Source organism: Flagellimonas sp. 2504JD4-2, from assembly GCF_053642935.1.
Map to the genome: position 1 here is coordinate 272,864 of NZ_JBSIOV010000002.1, position 21,186 is coordinate 294,049.

The 21,186-nt window shown below is 41.1% G+C and carries 16 protein-coding genes; 6 read left to right on the forward strand and 10 right to left on the reverse strand.

The window, feature by feature from the left end; all coding sequences use genetic code 11:
- Positions 1 to 1,797 (reverse strand): PorP/SprF family type IX secretion system membrane protein, encoded by a 1,797-nt coding sequence (locus ACULLH_RS07970; protein ID WP_454088214.1) that lies wholly within the window; start codon positions 1,795 to 1,797, stop codon positions 1 to 3.
- 305 nt (positions 1,798 to 2,102) lie between these two features.
- Here ACULLH_RS07970 and ACULLH_RS07975 point away from each other — a divergent pair, with 305 nt between their 5' ends.
- Complete coding sequence (locus ACULLH_RS07975) at positions 2,103 to 2,582, forward strand: GNAT family N-acetyltransferase (RefSeq protein ID WP_454088215.1); 480 nt, start codon at positions 2,103 to 2,105, stop codon at positions 2,580 to 2,582.
- A gap of 130 nt (positions 2,583 to 2,712) precedes the next feature.
- Entirely contained in the window at positions 2,713 to 3,135 is a 423-nt protein-coding gene (locus ACULLH_RS07980) for a DoxX family protein (RefSeq protein ID WP_454088216.1), read from the forward strand.
- 17 nt (positions 3,136 to 3,152) lie between these two features.
- Here the strand turns inward: ACULLH_RS07980 and ACULLH_RS07985 are convergent, their stop codons facing one another.
- Positions 3,153 to 5,315, reverse strand: coding sequence for a TonB-dependent receptor (locus ACULLH_RS07985; protein WP_454088217.1), 2,163 nt, complete (start codon positions 5,313 to 5,315; stop codon positions 3,153 to 3,155).
- 210 nt (positions 5,316 to 5,525) lie between these two features.
- On the opposite strand from ACULLH_RS07985, the gene ACULLH_RS07990 reads away from it, so the two are divergent.
- Both ACULLH_RS07990 and ACULLH_RS07995 read left to right on the forward strand, forming a co-directional pair.
- Positions 5,526 to 5,945 carry a DUF2141 domain-containing protein gene (locus tag ACULLH_RS07990; protein WP_454088218.1) on the forward strand — a complete coding sequence of 140 codons (420 nt, stop codon included), beginning with the start codon at positions 5,526 to 5,528 and terminating at the stop codon, positions 5,943 to 5,945.
- A 148-nt stretch (positions 5,946 to 6,093) separates the two neighbouring features.
- Positions 6,094 to 9,486: a tetratricopeptide repeat protein gene (locus ACULLH_RS07995; RefSeq protein WP_454088219.1), complete on the forward strand. Its 3,393-nt coding sequence runs from the start codon at positions 6,094 to 6,096 to the stop codon at positions 9,484 to 9,486.
- Positions 9,487 to 9,491: 5 nt separating this feature from the next.
- Here the strand turns inward: ACULLH_RS07995 and ACULLH_RS08000 are convergent, their stop codons facing one another.
- The 3 genes from ACULLH_RS08000 to ACULLH_RS08010 all read right to left on the reverse strand — a co-directional run bounded on the left by ACULLH_RS08000 (position 9,492) and on the right by ACULLH_RS08010 (position 15,599).
- Positions 9,492 to 12,953, reverse strand: a complete 3,462-nt coding sequence (locus tag ACULLH_RS08000) for a thiamine pyrophosphate-dependent enzyme (protein WP_454088220.1) — start codon at positions 12,951 to 12,953, stop codon at positions 9,492 to 9,494.
- Between the two features lie 65 nt (positions 12,954 to 13,018).
- Complete coding sequence (locus ACULLH_RS08005) at positions 13,019 to 13,573, reverse strand: OsmC family protein (RefSeq protein ID WP_454088221.1); 555 nt, start codon at positions 13,571 to 13,573, stop codon at positions 13,019 to 13,021.
- Positions 13,574 to 13,748: 175 nt separating this feature from the next.
- Complete coding sequence (locus ACULLH_RS08010) at positions 13,749 to 15,599, reverse strand: sigma 54-interacting transcriptional regulator (protein WP_454088222.1); 1,851 nt, start codon at positions 15,597 to 15,599, stop codon at positions 13,749 to 13,751.
- Between the two features lie 163 nt (positions 15,600 to 15,762).
- On the opposite strand from ACULLH_RS08010, the gene ACULLH_RS08015 reads away from it, so the two are divergent.
- Positions 15,763 to 16,704, forward strand: coding sequence for a LysR substrate-binding domain-containing protein (locus tag ACULLH_RS08015; RefSeq protein ID WP_454088223.1), 942 nt, complete (start codon positions 15,763 to 15,765; stop codon positions 16,702 to 16,704).
- Between the two features lie 39 nt (positions 16,705 to 16,743).
- Here the strand turns inward: ACULLH_RS08015 and ACULLH_RS08020 are convergent, their stop codons facing one another.
- Positions 16,744 to 16,941, reverse strand: coding sequence for a hypothetical protein (locus tag ACULLH_RS08020; protein WP_454088224.1), 198 nt, complete (start codon positions 16,939 to 16,941; stop codon positions 16,744 to 16,746).
- Between the two features lie 119 nt (positions 16,942 to 17,060).
- Here ACULLH_RS08020 and ACULLH_RS08025 point away from each other — a divergent pair, with 119 nt between their 5' ends.
- A complete protein-coding gene (locus ACULLH_RS08025; protein ID WP_454088225.1) occupies positions 17,061 to 18,347 on the forward strand; it encodes a D-alanyl-D-alanine carboxypeptidase in 1,287 nt (428 codons plus the stop codon).
- On the opposite strand, the gene ACULLH_RS08030 is transcribed toward ACULLH_RS08025, so the two are convergent.
- The 4 genes from ACULLH_RS08030 to ACULLH_RS08045 form a co-directional block, all read right to left on the reverse strand.
- Positions 18,322 to 18,840 carry a peptide-methionine (S)-S-oxide reductase gene (locus ACULLH_RS08030; RefSeq protein ID WP_454088226.1) on the reverse strand — a complete coding sequence of 173 codons (519 nt, stop codon included), beginning with the start codon at positions 18,838 to 18,840 and terminating at the stop codon, positions 18,322 to 18,324. The two genes, ACULLH_RS08025 and ACULLH_RS08030, sit on opposite strands and share 26 nt — an antisense overlap.
- Positions 18,841 to 18,861: 21 nt before the next feature.
- A complete protein-coding gene (locus ACULLH_RS08035; protein ID WP_454088227.1) occupies positions 18,862 to 19,446 on the reverse strand; it encodes an NUDIX domain-containing protein in 585 nt (194 codons plus the stop codon).
- A 149-nt stretch (positions 19,447 to 19,595) separates the two neighbouring features.
- Entirely contained in the window at positions 19,596 to 20,249 is a 654-nt protein-coding gene (locus ACULLH_RS08040) for a DUF2461 domain-containing protein (protein WP_454088228.1), read from the reverse strand.
- A 98-nt stretch (positions 20,250 to 20,347) separates the two neighbouring features.
- The gene (locus tag ACULLH_RS08045; protein ID WP_454088229.1) at positions 20,348 to 21,145 is read right to left on the reverse strand and encodes a TIGR00266 family protein; all 798 of its coding nucleotides are present in this window, start codon (positions 21,143 to 21,145) and stop codon (positions 20,348 to 20,350) included.
- Positions 21,146 to 21,186: the final 41 nt, after the last annotated feature.

The following is a 21,186-nucleotide window of genomic DNA, read 5'->3' on the forward strand; positions in this document are numbered from 1 at the left end:
CTATTCATTGTCCTGAAACTTGGTATCGGCCCATCCGGAATATCGCGGATTGTTCACGTGCATTATCCAGATTTCATCTTTATAGGCTCCTTTCATTTGGGATCTATACGCGGTGTAGGCATCCTCATTTTCTTGGTATTTGGCCAAATACACATAGTTTAAACCGTTATCCGGGTTTTTGAAATACTTAGCATTCAGTCCTTTAGCTTTCAGTTTCGCCATAAAACTTTTTAGATAATGCTCATTTTTAAATACATTGGCTACAATGTAATGACCTTTTCCAACTCCGTCGAGACTAATGAACTTTTCGACAGGCTTATACGCGCCTCCAGTGAATGCTCCTTTTTCTTTTGGAGCCATTGCCTTAGGTTTTGCAATTACCTTTTTAGGTTTTGCTGGACTTGCCGCTGCTAGCTGTGTTTGTTCCAAGCTATCGAAAATGGAATCTAAATCAGCTGTGCTTTTTGCCAGATAAAGTTTTTGGGCCTTGGCTTCAACATCTGGACGTTTGTTGTCTGTCTGTCTTTTAACCATCCGCATGACCATTTCAAATCGTTTTTCCATGTCTTGCTGTCTGGTTCTTTCAAGCGAATCCATTTTAAAGAGCAATTCATCAATTACCGCATAGCTATCTTCTTGCTGTTCTTTTAACTGCCTTACCTGTTCTTCCCAGAATGCTAAATCTTCTTTATTGGTTGGTCTCAATGTGGTCTCTGCTTCTAACTTGCTCTTCTTCGATTTTTTCTTTTCCTTTTTGATATCAGCTACAAAAGTTCCCTCAATAGGCTTTCGCGTGGAACCTTCATCATTGGATGCCAAAACATTTTTGGACATATTGGGTACAAAAGAAAATGCAATCGAAACCTCATGGGTCACTCCCAAGTTGGTGAAGCTGTTGTTGATGTTCTTTTCAAAGTTATATCCAAAGGACAGTCTTCGGTTTAAATTGAATCCGGTACCGGCCGATGCGCCGTAGAATTGGTCATATCCACCTTGTATCCATCCCAACTTTGGTAGATCAAGAATGAGTCCACCTCCAAAAATAGGGTCTGTCCTTCCTTCAAATCGCGCTCTGGCCAAAGGCAAAAGTCGACCATCTTCGAAGATACCAGCGCCATTTTTGAATTCATGTGCAAATTGTATATGGCCAGAAAAGGTTTTGTCGTTGAATTCAGTCAAGGATCTTCCGGATTTGATATTGTAGTCCACCAAATTTTGAGCGAACACTCCAAAGTCGAATTTTCCTAAAGAGAGATTCAATCCAGGCTGAAATGAAATGATGGAGTTCTGGGAGGCATCACTTAATAAAGGATCATCTTCCAAGGTTACCGCCCTATCCGGGTCAAAGCTACTCACATAGTAGGGAATGTTCACGCCAAAACTCAAACTACTTTTTTGGCCCAACTGGATCCCATGTGAATAATTCGCCATCACACCCAAATTGGAAATGACGCCTTCTTGCTGATTATACAAACTGACACCTAATCCAACACGATCATTGATTCGGCCGCTGTAGCTCAGAAAGTAATTTTGATTGTTGTTGTCAAAGTCTGCACTCTGACTTCTATGGAACAGGTTTACGTATGATTTGTCCTCGCGAACCGCTGAAAAAGTAGGGTTGATCAAGAATCGGTTGAATTTCAACAGGTTCTGAAATGGAACATCGTAACTTACATAGGGGTTGCCATCTTGAGCTCTTGATTCAACAAAAAGCAGGCAAGGTAAAAGCAACAGAAGAAGTCGAACGTTATGTCCTATGCAGATATTTTTGCATTGAATGGGTAGTTTTATAGCCATAGCCAAAAATTCTTAGTAGGTTAAACATCCCGTTGGGGATAGGTATGTGGTTTTTGTCTGGTCTCATTAGCAAGATTTGGGATTCTTGTAAGAGTTTTACTATTAACTTAATTGTAATAATAGGTATTTTATCGGCAAAAAACCAATTTAATCGATGAACGACACGGTTATTTGACGACAAGTGCCATTGTATAACGAAGTTTCTTCCTTTTTCTTATAAATCAATATGTTACTAGTATGATTATCTGCATGAATATCTAGTTATTTACCATTATTTTTGTGTTTTCTTACCCCTTTTTCATGTTATGACGGACCAAATTCAAATCGTTCCCTGTACAGAGACCTATTTTGAAGCTTTTAGAGTTTTGAACGAGGAATGGATCATCAAATACTTCAAAATGGAGGAAATGGACCGTCTCTCACTTCACAACCCGAAGGAGTATATCTTGGACAAAGGAGGATATATTGCCGTAGCATTGCTGAATAATGAACCTGTTGGCGTATGTGCCTTGATAAATAGTGATCATCAAGGGTTTGATTATGAGTTGGCAAAAATGGGCGTATCACCCAAAGCCCAAGGTAAGGGTATCGGCAAACTCTTGGGTCAGCATATCATTGAAAAAGCCAAATCGCTAGGTGCAACCAAGTTATTTTTGGAAAGCAATAGAGTTCTTGGTCCAGCGCTAAGCTTGTATAAGAAGCTGGGTTTTAAAGAAATAATAGGCGCTACTTCTCCTTATGAGCGAAGCGATATCCAAATGGAAATGGATCTAAGCAATTCCTAGGCTTTTTATCGCTTACACGGCGATCATAATGCCTACAATGCCAAATTATTTGGATAAAGGCCTGTTTTGATATTTCCGTACCCCGTTAAAAATGAGTATATTATAATATTCATTCTAAAACTCCAATGTCATGGGAACAGTTAAAAATTTGAACAAATGGGCCAATGCCCATACCTATTATCCTTTGGATTTGGTTCGAGTAGCCCTTGGAATATTTCTTTTTTACAAGGGAGTGGAATTTATGACCAACCATGAGCAGATGGCCGCCATGGTTAGGCCTTTTCAAGAAATGCCCGGAGGAATGATTCTCCTGCATTATATTGCTCCTGCTCATTTTGTCGGTGGTTTTTTGATTGTTGTTGGTCTGTTAACGCGATGGGCAGCCGCGGCACAGCTACCCATATTGATTGGAGCGGTATTGACTAATTTCTTAGGGGAAATGAATACAACCAATCTTATTTTGGCAACAGTCACTTTATTGGCCTGTATCTTTTTCTTTGTGTACGGCTCCGGAAAACATTCCGCGGATTACTATTTAAAGATGCAACAGTGATTTGCTAGGCGATTGCACTACAGATTGTCCAACTGATTGCTTTTGCCGTCATTGCTTATCGTCCAAAAGAAACCAACAAAAAAGAAGCTATCGGCCGGAGGGGTTATGGCCCTTCTATCATAAACTCCATTTAGGTTGGAGGCGTCGGCATATTGATAATCACTGACATTATTAAAGCTCAATACATTATTGACTGAGAAGTACAGAATTTTTTGTTGATCTATAAGGTAGGCCCAGTTGACACTCAAATTATTGAATGAACGTGTTTTCTCGGCCAAAAACTCGGGTGTGTTGGGGTTATCATAAGGTCTTCCAGATCCATAAGAATATGAAAGTCCAACCTGTGACCGCAATTTGTCCATCCAGTATTTGGTCACAACGGAGAAATTGTGTTTTGGAGCAAAATTGGGAGTGGCTCTTTCCCTATAGTTTAGAAAATCCCGCTCCGTGTCCAAATATGAATAGGAAACCCAATAGTCCAAGTTGTCAATGCTCTTGTTATCTCTCCAAAAAATATCCACACCAGCAGCATATCCGCTACCGAGATTGGTGAAATTGGAATTGAACTGAGGTAATTCTGTGTCATACTTTACCAAATTGTCATAATCCTTGTAATAACCTTCAGCCCTAAAAGTCTTGCCATCGCCCACATACTGATAGTTTAAAATGTAGTGTGACGTTTTTTCGGATAAAAGTGGCTGTCCAAACTTGGCCACATTGCTCATTGGATTCTGATAGAAATCTCCATAAGCCAACGAAAATTGTCCTTTTTCTCCTGGCTTATAGGCCACCGATACCCTGGGTGAAATGGTAAAGTCCTCCAGGAGCGAACTATGCTCTCCCCTAACCCCTAATTTCATGGCAAATTGATTGCTCAAGAAAATATCCGTTTCCATAAAACTTGCCCAGAGACGGTCATCATAGTTACGGTCGAACATAAAACCATCATTTGCAGCAAAAGTTTCTTTATAGTCCGTATTGAATAACTCGGTTCCAAAAGTAAGGTTGAACCTGTTGCTGAAATTCTTACGTGCCTTTACCTTTATATGGGAAGCTGTTTCTTTGGTGTCAATAGCATCTTCCATCAAACCGATGTCATTAGTGTCCCAAGAAATGGCAGCTCCGGAAGTAAGGCTCCAATCGTTTTCGAAATAATATTTATAGGATGAGTTAAAATAAAGGTTGTTGTTCTTCAATCGAAACTGGATAAAATCATCAAAATTGATATCCTCTTGTTCAATATCAAGGTTAGCATGATTGAATCCTGTGTAAAGTTTGAACATGCTCTTTTCTCCCTTACTTCGGAATACGGCCTCTCCGGAAATGGACTCGTAAGGGCTATTCCAGCTTACTCCTTGATCGGAAGGAATCAATGCCTCATATGGAGAAAGGTTGATATAGGATGTGTTGATACTCAACGATTCGTCACCCCAAATTTTGGTGTGGCCCAATCCTCCTCCCACGGACATTATGGAAATATCGGTTTTCTCCTGATCAGGAACATCCGTGGTGTTCAAAAGCAGAACACTCGACAAGGCTTGTCCATATTCTGCGGAATAACCTCCAGTGCTAAACGTAATTCCTTTGAACAAGAAGGGAGAAAATCGACCCCGTGTTGGCATATTGTTGGCGGTAGCGTTAAAAGGTTGAAAGACCCTGAGTCCATCAATAAACACTTGTGTCTCTCCGGCAGACCCTCCCCGCACAAAAAGTCTACCATCCTCATTTACCGTGGTTGTTCCTGGCAAGGTTTGAAGCGCAGCGACAAAATCTCCTGCAGCTCCGGCTGTGGTGACTATATCCAAAGGTTTAAGCACTGAAACTTTGGAGTTGTCCCCTGCCTCAAAAGTTCCTGCAGTTAAGGTAACCCCAGTCAACGCATTGATGGATTCCACCAATTTTATTTGAAGGTTCTCAAAATATTTTACATCCCCCACTTCGTAGTGCGGATCAAACGATAACATGGAAATCACCAAGGTCTGTGTTCCCATTTCGGTAGTTTCAAAGCTGAATTTTCCATTTTCGGTTGTGGAGGCGCCATCATAGGTTCCTTCCAAATATACATTGGCCCCGATTATCGGATTGTCCTTAGCATCGGTTACCGTACCCGATATTGTGGTTTGGCAAAACAATAATCCTGCGTTAAATAATGTAATGAGTAATAGCATCTGGTTTTTCATGACTGTTCGTTGTTTGATACTACAAAATTGCTCCACACGTTTCGGCCACACCAATCAAGAAGACCCAACTGTAGAATTTTAGTGATGAATTGAACGACAATTTTTTGATGACGATTCAGTCGCCAAAAACAACATTTCGGTAGGCTTAAATTTTAAAAGTGTGTCTCTTGAAGGAGTTTTGAGGCATCAAAAACATCAAAAACAATCATTATGAAAACTGCGACACTAACATTGGGATTACTTTTGGTATGCTTCCTAGGCTTTTCCCAAGAAAAAACTGTCAACAGCATTGTAGTATCCATTGAAAACGTATTGAGTGATGAAGGCAAAGTAATGGTTAGCCTTCATACCCAGGATACCTTCATGAAAGGTCCCGGAATACAAAATCTGGAAAGCACCATTGAAAACGGAAAAGTTTCCTTCACTTTCCAAAACGTACCGAAAGGTACTTATGCCATCATGGCCTTACATGATATCAATGAAAATCAACGCATGGATTTTGAAAGTAACGGCATGCCAAAGGAAAGCTTCGGAATGTCTGGCAACGATATGTCATTTGGTCCACCAAACTTTGAGATGGCCAAATTCAATGTAGCAGGGGAAGATTTAAAATTCGATATCAGATTTTAAATCCAAGTTTAGTCATCAATCGAATAAAGGCGTGTCGTTGGCACGCCTTTTATTTTGCGCTTTACGCTTTAAGCCTTACATTTAAGTAACTGTTTGTCAACCACTTTAAACCAATACCATAAAAACCTCAATCCACATAATCTTTTTTATGTGCTTTTTGGTTGTTTCCCTAAAAGCCCAAACAACCATCGATAGTCTTCGAGGAAAGTACCAAACTGCCCAATCCGATTCTGCCCGAGTACGCGTATTGAAGGACATTTCTTGGATATACCTCAACAACAGAAGCAACGTGGATTTGGCCAAAAAACATATCGATAGCTTCTATACCATCAGTAAAAAAGCAAATATACCTTGGGGTGTTTCCCTAGGCCATTATCAATATGCGGTACTGGAGCGGCAAAAGGGCAACTACAGCGATGCACTGGATTATATTGATAAGTATCTGGATTTTTATCAAACCAAAAAGGAACCCTTTGCAATGGCGAACGGTTTGTATCAAAAAGCCATTATCCTTGATGATCTTGGCAATTTTGACAAGAGTTTGGAAATCTACTACACCATCCTAAAAATCTACGAAGAGGCCGATGATTCCTTCAGCATTGCCACCACCCTGAACGCCATGGGGGAGATTGTAAAAAAAACGGGCAAAAAATTGGATGCCATGGACTTTTACAATCGAGCGCTAAACCTCTTTACCGAAATTGGGGATAAAACTGAAATTGCCAATTGCCTTTTTAATATTGGGGATACCCATATGCAACTGGAGCAGTATGACAGGGCTTTGGAATATTTCAATAAAGCGCTTGCCCTGGACCAAGAAACGCAAAGTGATTGGGGCATGGCCTATGACTACGAAGCCTTGGGCAAAGTGTATGGGTTCCAAAAAAAGTATCAAACCGCACTGGAATACCACAATAAAGCACTTGTGCTACGGGAAAAATTGGGGTTACGACGTGAGCTGGCCATGAGCCATTCCGAAATCGGGTCCATCAATCTTAAGCTAAAGAGATATACTACAGCCGAGAAAAGCCTGAACACCGCCCTTCAAATCGCTGGAGAAATAGGAGATAAATCGGAACTTAAGGATAACTATGATATTCTTTCCCAATTGTATGAGGAAACCGGTGATTATCAAAAATCCTTGGCTTTCAAAAACAAATTCATCAATATCAAGGACAGTTTGTTCAACGAATCGAGGTCCAAACAAATTGAAGAGCTTCAGGTAAGATTCGATACTGAAAAAAAGCAAAGTGCCATAGCCGCCTTGGAAAAGGACGCGGAAATTACCGGCCTCAAGCTTGAACGCCAAACAACCTTGCGGAATATAATCATCGGAGCAGCGCTGATCCTCTTGTTGTTTGGATACTTCGCCTTCAATAGATACAAGCACAATCAGCGTATAAAACATGCTGATGAAGAAAAGAAAAGGATGATCGTTGAAGAACGTAAACGCACAGAGATTGAAAAGCAACGTGTGGTTGAGCTTGAAAAAATTGATAAGCTCAAAGACGAATTCCTGGCCAATACTTCCCATGAGCTAAGAACTCCCTTGGTCGGTATCATCGGACTAACGGAATCTTTAAAAGATGGGATAGCTGGAAAACTTCCCAAAGCCGCACTCGAAAATTTGGAAATGATTGCCAACAGCGGAAAACGACTCTCACATTTGGTCAATGACATTCTGGATTTTTCAAAACTGAAGAATAAAGACATCGCCCTCTCGATACGCCCAGTTGATATTCATGCGCTTTCCACCATTGTGTTACGGCTATCATATCCGCTTATTCAAGATAAAAAGTTGAAGCTGATCAATTCAATCCCAAAAGAAGTGCCCTTAGTGGATGCCGATGAGAACAGGTTGCAGCAAATCATGCATAATTTAATCGGCAACGCCATTAAGTTTACCCAAAAAGGTTATGTGACCCTTCTCTCTGAGGTGAAGGAGGATATGCTACACATTTCCATTACAGATACAGGAATTGGCATTCCGCAGGATAAATTGGAAACCATCTTTAATTCCTTTGAGCAGGCTGATGGGTCAACCCAACGGGAATATGGAGGAACTGGTTTGGGCTTGTCCGTTACAAAACAATTGGTAGAGTTACATGGCGGCACCATTCAGGCGACATCTGAACCGAACAAGGGCTCTATTTTCACCTTTACACTTCCGTTGAGCTCAATGGACCGGAAGGACTTTAAAGCAAACGGACTCGCTTCAACCGATTTTGTTCTGCCACTTTCCACATCCCACGGAAAACTACCCCTTCCAGGAGCAAAAAAACTGCAAGGTCTTGAAGTTCCCAAGATTTTGATTGTTGATGATGAACCGGTCAACAGAAGGGTACTTGAGAACCATTTGACCATAGCTGGCTATGAGGTTGCCGAGGTAAGCTCAGGAAAAGAAGCATTGGAAGAACTGGACGGAGATGTATTGTACAACCTTGTCCTTCTTGATGTGATGATGCCTGGAATTTCAGGATACGAGGTCTGTGAAAAAATCAGGGAACGCTATATTGCCAGTGACCTTCCGGTAATCTTGTTGACAGCAAAAAATACGGTCAATGAACTCGTCACCGGATTTAACGCCGGGGCCAATGATTATTTGACCAAGCCCATTTCAAAAAATGAACTACTCAGCAGAATAAAAACACATATCAACCTGAATACCATTCATAGGGCGACTTCAAGGTTTGTTCCCTCTGAATTTGTGCAGTCTGTGGGAAAACAGTCCATAACCGATGTGAAGCTTGGGGACCATATCGAAAAGAATGTTTCAGTTTTATTTTCGGATATACGAGATTATACAACCCTTGCCGAAAGCATGACACCTGAACAGAACTTCAAATTTGTCAACGCTTATGTGGGGCGCATGGGGCCTATCATTAAGGAGAATAATGGTTTTGTAAATCAGTATTTAGGTGATGGAATCATGGCTTTGTTCCCCCACAAATCCGAAAACGCTTTGGATGCTGCCATTGAAATGCAACGGACCTTGGCCCTGTATAATAAAAGAAGGGTTAAGGAAAAGGGTTATGTTCCGATATCGGTGGGGATGGGATTGCATACCGGGCAACTGATCATGGGTATTATTGGGGATACACAGCGGAATGATCCTGCGGTGATTGCCGATACGGTAAACAGCGCATCCCGTGTAGAGGGAGTGACCAAACATTTTGGCGCCAACATCATTATCAGTGAGGACACTTTGCAATCTATGGCGGATACCACTGGCTTCAATTTTAGATATCTGGGGAAGGTCCGGGTAAAAGGGAAACAAAAAGCCATTGGCATTTACGAATGCATAGATGGTGATAGTGTGGAAAGCATTAGCCTAAAATTGGAAACAAAACAGGATTATGATGAGGGTGTAAAACTATTTTTTGAGCAAAACTTTGCTAATGCACTACTCCTATTCGAAAAGATTCTTGAGAAAAATCCAAAAGATACTGTTACGCAGTATTTTGTTTCCAAAGCCAAAACCTATCTTGCCGAGGGTGCTCCTGAAAATTGGCAGTCGATGACGGTAATGCATGAAAAATAGTTACGCTAGGAAAGTACGGAAGTAGCATTTTCATAAAGGGCTGATACATCCATCAATGCTCGAAGCTTATAGTTTGCAAATCTTCGGTTGATACATTCCTGTGCTTGGGCTATCATGGCCTCAAAGGTTTCCAAATCCTGTTCGAACAGCACTTCAAATCGTTTTTCCATTCTAAAATATTCAGCAATCGGCAGGACTGGCGTATACGAGTCCAGTTTCAATGCGTTCAATCCTTTTAATTTTCTCAAAGGGTCATTTCTATAAAGTAACCACTGTCCGGATTCCACTGCCGCTTTGTGGTACTGCGATGGATTTTTCATATCGATACCGTGTGCCGGGCTATGGCAATATGCTATGATCAATGAAGGTCCATCATGTTTTTCGGCTTCAATAAATGCTTTTAAGGTTTGTTCTTGGTCTGCACCAATGGCAACGGATGCCACGTAAACATCGTCATAGTTCATGGCCAAAAGACCTAAATCTTTCTTTTGTTTCTGTTTTCCCTTTGCCGCAAATTTTGCAGAGGCCCCGAAAGGTGTGGCTTTGGACATCTGTCCACCGGTGTTGGAATATACTTCGTTGTCCAAGACCAGAATGTTCACATTTTTACCTGAGGCCAAAACATGGTCCAGGCCACCATATCCGATATCGTATGCCCAACCGTCCCCTCCAACAATCCATACACTTTTTTTGACCAGGTTGTCCACGTTTTTCATAAGGAATGCTGCTTCAGTATCATCCAACATCTCCAAAAGCGCTTTTAGTCTTTCGATACGAGCTCTTTGCAAAGCAATTTCGGATGCTGTATCCTGCGAAGCATTGAGTATTTCCTGAACCAATTCCTTGTTCAATTGGTTCTCTAATTTTTTCAGTGTTTTTCTTACCTGGGCTTCCTGTTGGTCTAAAGTCAACCTAAACCCCAATCCGAATTCGGCATTATCCTCGAACAAAGAGTTGGACCATGCCGGACCTCTCCCCTCTTGGTTTTTTGACCATGGTGTAGTTGGTAATGCCCCTCCAAAAATAGAGCTCGCTCCCGTTGCGTTGGCGACCAACATACGGTCACCAAACAATTGTGATATCAACTTTAGGTAGGGCGCTTCCCCGCAACCATCAACTCCCATGGCATATTTAAAAAGTGGCTCCTGTAATTGTTGTTGGCTTATTTTGGTGACATCAATTTTTGTTCTATCAAATTCCGGAATGGTCTCAAAAAATTCCCAGTTTTCTTTTTCCTCTTGGATTTCAGCGCTATCAATTGTAGTAAATAATGCCTTTGCGGCACAAGCATCCACGCAGTTGTTGCAGGATGTGCACTGGTCTGGATTTACCTGTACCGTATAGTTTAACAAATCGAAACCATCCATATCCTCAGCAAATTCAAGTGATTTGAATTGGGTCGGAGCTTGATTCAAATGCTCTTGACCATATGCCTTTATACGTAACGCTCCCTGCGGGCAAGCCATGCTGCATGCGCCGCATTGTGTACATAAATCCGTATTCCAAATGGGAAGTTCTGCAACTTCTTCTCTCTTATTGAAAATGGAAGTATTGCTTTCAAAGGTTCCATCCTCGGGCAATAAACTAACTGGAATCTTATTCCCTTTTTGCGCCATCAGTTGTCCCAATAAAGTTTTGGAAAAAGTATCGTCCATAACTGTTGTTTCTTTGGATGACAGCATAGTAGTATCAACCTTTTGAATGCACCTGTGTATGCAATCCATGTTCGGATGATGTGAAAATGTATCCGTTAGCGACAAATGACAAGCCTGCAATCTTGATATAAAGTATTCATCAATATTTATGAGATTGGGCAACTGATTGGTATTGACCAGATATAGTTTTATTTGTTTTGACTGTACGATGCTTTGCTGTGCATGGGACAGCATTTCCCATAATTCTTTGGAATTAAGCTTAGACTCCACCAAAATTTTCCCGTTCTGTTTTGTGAGCTCCAATACGGAATCCTCTTTTAAAAATGAAACGGATTCGCATACTACAAAATCTGCGTCAGTAATCAGGTAGGGAGCCTTAATATGGGTCGAAGCGGTACGTAAATGGGAAACGCTTCTTGAATTTGATTTCTTGTAATCACATTCAGTATACCCTTGAACATACGTATTTGTATTTGCGCCCAACAGTTTCAAATATTGATTGAAGTTTTTAGCGGTTTCTGTCGTCTTGGTTTCATAAAATAGTGCTTGGTGATACTCCGAATGCATTTGAAAGTTTTCATCACTAACAAGGCTAGTAAAGGTCACATCATCCTGAATCCCAACAGTGAAACCATGTTTAGGTGTTGCCAATTTCAAGTTCTCCACAATGGCCTTTACCATAGATGGAGTAAATTCTTTAGAACTCAATCCATACCGACCTCCAATTATTTTTGGAAGCTTGTCGAAGGTATCCCTAGCTTGAAACAGTGACTGAACTACATCCAAATAAAGTGGCTCTCCGGCCGACCCAGGTTCTTTGGTACGGTCCAAGACTGCAACGCTTCGGCAAGTTGATGGAATGCTCTTAATCAAATGCTCAGTACTAAAGGGGCGAAACAGCCGTACTTTGATCAATCCGATGCGTTCACCCTTTGCATTCAACGTTTTTATGGTCTCCTCAATAGTTTCTGTAGCTGATGCCATGGCGACAATCACTTGCTCTGCATCTGAATGGCCCACGTAATCAAAAAGTTTGTATTGTCGTCCTGTCAATTCGAAAAATTTGTCCATCTCATTCTGAACGATTGATGGACAAGTGTTGTAATACGGATTGGTTGTTTCCCTACTTTGGAAAAATACGTCAGGACCTTGGGAAGTACCTCGAACAACAGGATTGTTTGGGTTAAGAGCTCTATCTCTATGAGCACTTATCAATTTTTTATCGACCATGGTTCTTATCACCTGATCGGGGATGATTTCAATTTTTGCTGATTCGTGTGAAGTTCTGAATCCGTCAAAAAAATGTACAAAGGGAATTCTAGAGGAAAGCGATGCAGTCTGTGAAATCAAGGCCATATCCATGGCTTCTTGCACCGAACAGGATCCCAAAAATGCATATCCCGTGTTCCGGGCGGCCATAATATCGCTGTGGTCCCCAAATACGGACAATGCATGGGTCGCTACCGACCGGGTGGCCACATGGATTACATTTGGAGTCAATTCTCCGGCAATTTTGTACATATTGGGAATCATCAACAAAAGGCCCTGAGAGGCCGTAAAAGTGGTTGCTAATGAACCCGTTTGTAAAGCGCCATGCATGGCTCCGGCTACTCCGACCTCACTCTGCATTTCAAATACTGAAGGAATATTGCCAAAAACATTTTCTAGGTGGTTGGCGCTCCACTCCTCGACCAGCTCGGACATTTCAGAAGCAGGGGTAATCGGATAAATGGCACAAACCTCATTGGTTCTATAAGCCACATGGGCCGTTGCCTGATTCCCATTGAATATATGTTGACGCTGATTTTTCATTTTTAGGAGGTGTGGAAATTGTGGGAGGATGAATAAGCCGCCCGTTTGGGCGGCTTATTTCAGTTTTACTTTTCAAACTCGATAGAAACCGGAGTTGGATTGGTAAGCATGTCAAATACTGGAGAGAATTGTGATAAAGCTCTCAATTGCTCTTCAGAAGCATCAGATTTTACTTTGAATTTAACCTTGATTCCGTTAAATCCTTTTCTTACCTCAGGATCCAATCCAAGGAAACCGTGTAAATCCACACCACCTTCCAAAGAAGCTTCCATTCCCTCGATATCGATTCCATTGGCTGCGGCATGGTACACCATTGCGCCTGTAAGACAAGAACCTAAAGCGTGCAATACAGTTTCAGCAGGGTTAGGTGCCAAGTCTTTTCCTAAAAGTACTTCAACGTGGTCGGCTTCCATAGTGAAAGCATCCTTGCTTCGCTCGGTATGCTCAGCACCAACACCGTAATAGTCCTTGATACTAGTTACACAATGACCTCCATCGATCCAGTTGGTTTTGGCTCTAAACTCGAATTTTGCCAAAGATGGTTCTTCTTGAACGTGATTGATGGTTTCTACCAATTGATCTACGTTTACTCCGTTTTTAATGTTTGCTGTTGTAATCATTTTTTTAGTTTTTAAAGATTAATTTTTTGCATTTGCCATAGTTAATGCAGTTGGCGTGCCAAAAAATATAACTATCTCAAAATCAAATGATTACAATGGTATTTATAATATTTCATACTAACGATATTTCGTTAATTAACGAAATATCGTTAGTATATTTATGAAATCTCGTGAATTATACCGGGCGTACGATGCCCAGTGCCTTTATTTTGGAAGTCAAGGTGGTTGGTCGTAGTTGCAATAGTGCGGCTGCTCCATTTTCACCAGAAATTTTCCAATTGGTCTGCCGCAATGCCTTGAGAATGTTTTCTTTTTCCAATTGCACCATTTCCTTTGCGGTTAAAGTGCGATTTGATTGGGCGCTTTCGGTTTCTGTTTTCGCGAAACTGCCATGGGGAATTATGTTTTGCCAATTGACTTGACCATTGTTTGAAACAATAATGGCTCGTTCAATTAAATTTTGTAGCTCCCTGACATTGCCCGGCCAATCATATTCGAGGAACAACTTCTTCTGGTCCTCTGTCAAGGGTTCGACATATTTGTTCATCTTTTTGGAAAACTGTTTAACCATTCGGTCGGCTATCAAACAAACATCATCTCCCCTATCCTTCAGGGCCGGAACAACAATCGGAAACACATTCAACCTATAATACAAATCTTCCCTGAACTTTCCTGTTTTCGAAAATTCTAACAGATCCCTGTGGGTTGCAGCTATTATCCGTACATCCACTTTGATGGTTTCCGAACTTCCGACAGGGTCAAATTCCCCTTCTTGGATTACACGTAGCAGTTTGGGTTGCAAGTCTATGGGCAGTTCTCCAATTTCATCCAAAAAGATGGTTCCTTTATCCGCCAATAAAAACCGTCCTTTTCTGCTTGTGGTGGCACCTGTAAAGGCTCCTTTTTCATGGCCGAACAATTCACTTTCAATCAAATTTGCGGGTATAGCTCCACAATTGATCCGTATCAATGGTTTTTCCGCCCTATCACTTGCATTATGAATCGCCCTGGCCACAAGTTCTTTTCCTGTTCCGGTTTCTCCCTGAATCAGAACTGTTGCTTCCGTGGCCGCTACCTGCTCCACCAAATCGAGTACATCGGCCATGGTACGGTCTTGGGCTATAATCCCATAATCGTTGGTCAGTTGTTTTATTTCTTCCTGTAGATATTTAGCTTGATTTGTTAGCGAACTAATTTTCCGTTCCGCTAATACCCTATCATCAATATTTCTAAGAATCAAGGTGTAAAAGGTATCTCCTTCAACCCCATAGGTGCTTATGGTTCCTTCGTTCAAAGTTTCAGTTTCATTGGAACCGATTACTTTCACTTCTGATGGCAGATAGGTGTTCATACCCTTCTTTTCCCCACTTAAATGGGCTTCGACCAGAGACTCCAGCATGTCGGCACTGTCCTCATCCAAAAAGAAAAGCACATTGCGCTTGATGACGTCCTCATTCTCCAAAATGACATTGGCAGATGCATTTGCCAAAACAATTTTAAAGCTGCTATCAAACATTATGATGGCGTCCATAGCGCCATCAATCAAACCCAACATTTTTGAATTTGACAGTTCGATTTCCTTCTTTGAAGCGGCCAAACTTTCTTGAATAATGTCCAGTTCTCGATGTCTTTTGATTAAAACCGACAGCACACCTTTTGTAAAACCCATGTCGGTGGAGACGAGATCTACGAAGTTTTTTGGTTGAATTTTGAGCAATGAGGTGTCCTCCAATGCTGTGACGGAAGCTGATCGGGGCTCTTCATCAATAAGTGCATATTCCCCGAAACAATCTGTTGGCAGCAACGTACTGTATAAATGGCTCTGATCATGAACTTTAACCTTCCCTTCCAAAATAACATACATCCCATCTCCCACGGCACCTTTTTCGATAATGCAGTCATTTTTTTCAAAACTTTCTGTTTCCGCATCCTTGCATAATTGCAGCAAAGACGCTTTGTCGACTTCAGAAAAAAATGGGACCCTTTTCAGAAAATCCACGAGATGATTTAGTTCGGTTGTGGTCATTGCTCCCTTTTGGTGGTTCAGCAGAAAATAAATATAAAGATTTGGAAATTAATCACGTAAAGTTTCGAAAGAGCTTAGCTTAAGAATTTCCCATCGCTTTTCAATTTTTATTATAAATATTATTGATGGTTTTTTATATTTTTATTTCTCAAACCTATACTAAATGACAATTACGCAGTTGCAGTATGTACTTGCAGTGGCCGAATACAAAAACTTTACCCTGGCCGCGGAAAAAAGCTTTGTTACCCAACCTACTTTGAGTATGCAGGTACAAAAACTTGAGGACGAGCTGGATGTTTTGATATTTGACCGCAGTAAAAAACCCATTTCCATTACTGAAGTGGGGAAAAAAATTGTGGCCCAAGCAAAAAATATTGTAGCGGAAGCAGAGCGCATTAAGGATATTGTTGACCAAGACAAGGGGTTCATCGGGGGTGATTATACCATCGGAATAATTCCAACGGTGATGCCAACTTTGTTGCCCATGTTTTTGGGAACTTTTATTAAAAAATATCCGAAGGTAAACCTGATTATCAAGGAACAGCCAACGGATGCGTTGATACGAAACATTTTAGATGGGCACCTGGATGCCGGAATTGCGGCCACTCCCTTGGAGATTGAATTCATCAAGGAGCGTCCATTGTATTACGAGCCCTTTGTTGGTTATGTCCCCGAAAACCATAGGTTATCTCCAAAAGATCAGTTGATTACCGAGGACCTTGAGGTCAGTGATATTCTTTTACTGCAAGATGGGCATTGTTTTAGGGATGGTGTCATCAATCTATGCCAGTCACCAAGAAATTTGGGGCAAGAGCATTTTAAGATTGAAAGTGGAAGTTTTGAGACTTTAGTAAGCTTATCAGATGAAGGTATGGGCATGACCCTGCTACCCTATCTGAATACCCTTGAACTGGATCAAAAGAAAAGGCAGCACTTAAAACAATTTAAAAAGCCCTCTCCTGCGCGGGAGATAAGTCTTATTTATCATAAGAGCGAACTTAAAATACAGATTACAGAAGCGTTGAAGGAAGTAATCTCCAGCATTGTAAGGGGTGCCATCGCCTTTCAGGATGTGGAAATTATAAGTCCCCTTGGAAAAAACTAACTGAACTTAAAAGAAAAAAGCCGCTAAAAGCGGCTCTTGTTAATTTTTAATTAGTAACATGGTGGGTTGTAATTCTGGTTTGTCCAATATAAATTGTTGTAACCAGATCTTGAGTTCTTCGATTTCATTTGGTAATAACCTTGAAACGGCTTTCTTCAATTCTTTAGCGAAGAGTTTTGCATCAAAACTAACTTTTTGAAGTACAGTTTTGGTGTAATCTAACATTGCTCTGGGCATAGAAATTTGATTATTTTGAATTAAAGGTTGTACGCCTAAATTACGAAAAACCGACCTTTATTACACTTAAATGAGGTTAAAAATTAAATAATTTCGTGTTAAATTCGATAAACCACAAAATGTACCTAGCCTACAATCAAGAAGTTAAGAGTCTGGCCCCCATAGTATTAGCAGGATTTTTCCTTCTTTTTGGCTGTTCTTCATCCCGCTTGGCAAAATTTGACAATCGGCTTACTGAAAATAGGCTTCAGAATTCTTTTCATGGATTGGTAGTCATGGATGCCCAGACAAAAAAGGTTTTGTACGATACCCATGGCGACAAATATTTCACTCCAGCCAGCAACACCAAAATTGTCACTCTCTACACAGGTCTAAAAATGCTTCCCGAGCATTTTCCAACGTTGAAATATCTCGAAAAAAATGATTCCATTTTTGTTGTTCCCACCGGAGATCCCTCGTGGTTACATCCATATCTGCAGGATAGTACCGGTATTCAGTTTTTAAATGGGAAAAAGAACATTGCCCTATACCTTGCCAATACAGAAGACGAGAGATTTGGGCCTGGATGGGCATGGGAGGACTATCCGTATTATTTTTCGGCCGAGAGGAGCTCCCTCCCGATTTATGGGAATGTAGTATCCATATCCAATATTGATGGTTTGGAAGCGTCTCCCCTTTTCTTTATGGATAGCCTTCAGCTAAGGCATTCAGGTACCGGCAGGGATGAATTCAATAATCAATTTTATTTGAATCCTGAACGACAAGACACAATTCACACACCTTTTATTGTCAAAGATGATGTGATAAAAAATCTTTTGGAATCCGTTTTGAAGAAAGAGGTTACCATACTGGACAGTTTACCCAATGAGCCCAAAGAAGTTCTTTATGGTATCAAATCCGATTCCATTTATAAAAGAATGATGCACGTAAGCGATAACTTTTTGGCAGAACAAATTATGATGACGGCTTCGTCTACGCTTTCTGATACGCTTGGCATTCGAAGGGCTATGGAGCATATGTTGGAGAACGAACTTGCCAATTTGGAACATCCACCTCGTTGGGTCGATGGTTCCGGTTTGTCCAGATATAACCTATTCACGCCTAAATCTTTTGTCCAAATCTTGGATAAACTATATCAAGAAGTAGATCACGAACGTTTATTCACACTATTTCCCAATTGGGATGCCACGGGAACCATTTCAAAATGGGAGGACCCCACTATGGAACCCTTCATTTTTGCCAAATCAGGTTCCTTCGGAAATAATTACAATCTCAGCGGGTATTTAAAAACGAAATCTGGAAAACTATTGATTTTCAGTTTTATGAACAATCATTTTAGAATTCCCAGTAGTGAAGTCCGGTCACAGATGTACGTGCTTCTTAAATCGCTTCACGAGAAGCATTGATCTTTTCCTCATCCGCCAAATCGCCAAACTTGTTCAGAATGGTTTGCAGTTTTGGTGAAATATAGGTTTCACAGAAGGGCTTTTCGGGATTTGCGTAGTAGTAATTGTGAAACTGCTCTTCGGATGGTTTAAATTGATTGAAGTAATGTACACTGGTAATCAGTTCCTGATCAAAATCGGAATTCAATAACTTCAAAATATTGGATGCTCTATCAAAATCCTCCTCTGAGAAAACATAGACAGCAGATCGATATTTGTTTCGAAATGAATGCGCAGAAGTGCTTTTATGGGTATGTAGGTGAACCGTTATCAAATCCTTCATTGAGATCAGCGCACTGTCATAGCTTACCACAACAGCCTCGGAAAAAGCATTTTCATCCTCTTTGGGAGAAACAAACCCCTGTTCGACCTTTACTACTCCCTTGAGCGATAAAAAAACAGCTTCGGTACACCAATGACATCCGCCTCCCAAGGCAACTTTCGAGATATTCATAGGTGATTGGTCGTTAAAACCTTAATCGAATAACGCATTGATTTGTGCCCACTGCAATAACATGATGGTTTTAGCGTCCCGTATCTCCCCCGTGGACATCATTTTCAAAGCTTTGGAAAACGGCATCTCCATAACCTCTATGTTTTCGGTCTCTTCTGCAGAACCACCTCCGTCACTCACTCGCATGTCTTCCTCATAATGACCAATAAAAAAGTGAAGAATCTCGGTAACCGAGCCGGGCGACATATACGATTCAAACACCTTTTCAACCTTATCAATTTTATATCCTGTCTCCTCTTCCACTTCCATTTTTATGGTCTGTTCGGCATTTCCCTTTTCCAAGATTCCTGCACAGGCTTCAATCATCATCCCATCTTCATTTCCGTTCAGATAGGTGGGCATTCGAAATTGTCTTGTAAGCACCACATTTCCTTTGGACTTGTTATACAGCAAAATCACGGCTCCATTCCCACGGTCATAGGCTTCACGCACTTGTTCCTCCCATTCCCCATCTTCACGTTGATACTCAAAGATTACCTTGTTCAGGGAGTACCAATTGTCCGATAAAAGTTCTTTTTTAATGTTTCTGACGTTGCCGTATTTCATTGATTAGAGCGTTTAGGATTTCGGAAAAAGCGCATACTACTGACCACTGCTTACTGCTTACTGATTGCTGATTACTGATTACTGACCACTGATTACTGACCACTGATTACTGATTACTGACCACTGACCACTGACCCCTGATAACATACCTACACCGATGACGCATTGTTCAAATATTGTCGAAAAGGAAGCATTTCCAAATAAACTAGTTTAATTTTTTCCTTAAAATCAGATTGAAAGACTTCCTTTCTGTCAAATTGGCATTCCACTCCAAAAGTCTTGTTTCGCAATAGATCTATATGTGGATGATTGTTGGTAAATCCTTTGGGAGCATTGGTCAATTTTTCATCTTCATAAAGTCCTCCAAAGCGTTTTTTGAAGGATGGCTTGTTCAAAATCTCGTGAAGTTCTTCCCCATTATAATCAATTCCTTCTCGAATACTTCGCAAAATTTTGGGTTCGGGCCGCCAAAATCCACCCGCCAACAGACACTGTTTCAGGCCTATTTCAATGTAAAAATCGGCCGATTTAGGTGCTTTATCCAAACCCGCGCCAAAATGGTCCTTGTAAATCGGTTTATGTGGATGGAACATTAGGTTATTATTGATTCTGTTGATGCCGTTCTTCCCCGGAGTGGGATAGTAATCCTCATGCAGCTCCGACATGGTCAAATCCAAATCATCCAACCAAAGGATAAAATCGTTGCGAAGCGACCTATGCCACTTTCGGTTGGCATCCATCCATTCCTTGTTATTGTTTTGTTGAAGTTGGGTAAGAAATTCAAAAAGTTCTTGGAAATTCATGGGTCGAAAGTAAGAAATACAATGTATTAATCCTTTATTCCTTACTTAAAAGCATCTTCGTTTTTTTACTTTCGACTTTCTATGAGGTATTTGGAACTTTAAAATTTGTTGTCACCCATGACAATGTCGCCCAGACCCCCAAGAATGCTACCTTCTCCTTTATCTTTACCACCTCTTGGAACAGCGGCCAGTACCCTTCCTGCCAATCGACTGAATGGCAATGATTGTACATAAACAGTACCGGGTCCTCGAAGCGTGGCAAAAAAGAGTCCTTCACCTCCAAAGACGGTGTTCTTAATTCCTCCTACGAATTCAATATCGTAATCCACGGTCTGGGAAAAACCAACTATACAACCGGTATCCACTTTTAAAACTTCGCCCGGTGCCAATTCCTTTTTGGCCATGGTTCCTCCGGCATGCACAAAGGCCATTCCGTCCCCTTCAAGTTTTTGCATGATAAAGCCCTCGCCACCGAACAATCCACGTCCAAGACGTTTAGAGAATTCAATTCCGACAGAAACACCCTTAGCTGCGCATAAAAAAGCATCTTTTTGACAAATAAACTTTCCTCCTTTTTCAGAGAGGTCAATGGGTAAAATTTTACCTGGGTATGGTGAAGCAAAGCTTACCTGTTTTTTTCCTTGCCCGACATTCAGAAATGCGGTCATAAACAAACTCTCACCTGTCAAAAGGCGTTTACCCGCAGAGAACAATTTACCCAACACCCCGGAATCTTGATTGGACCCATCGCCAAAAATGGTGTCCATTTTAATATCGGTATCCATCATCATAAAGCTGCCGGCTTCCGCTACGACGGCCTCCTGAGGGTCGAGTTCTATCTCTACATATTGCATTTCCTCCCCGTAAATTGTGTAGTCTATTTCGTGTGCGTTCATTTTCTAATTGTTGATTATAGATTATGCGTTGATTGGTTACA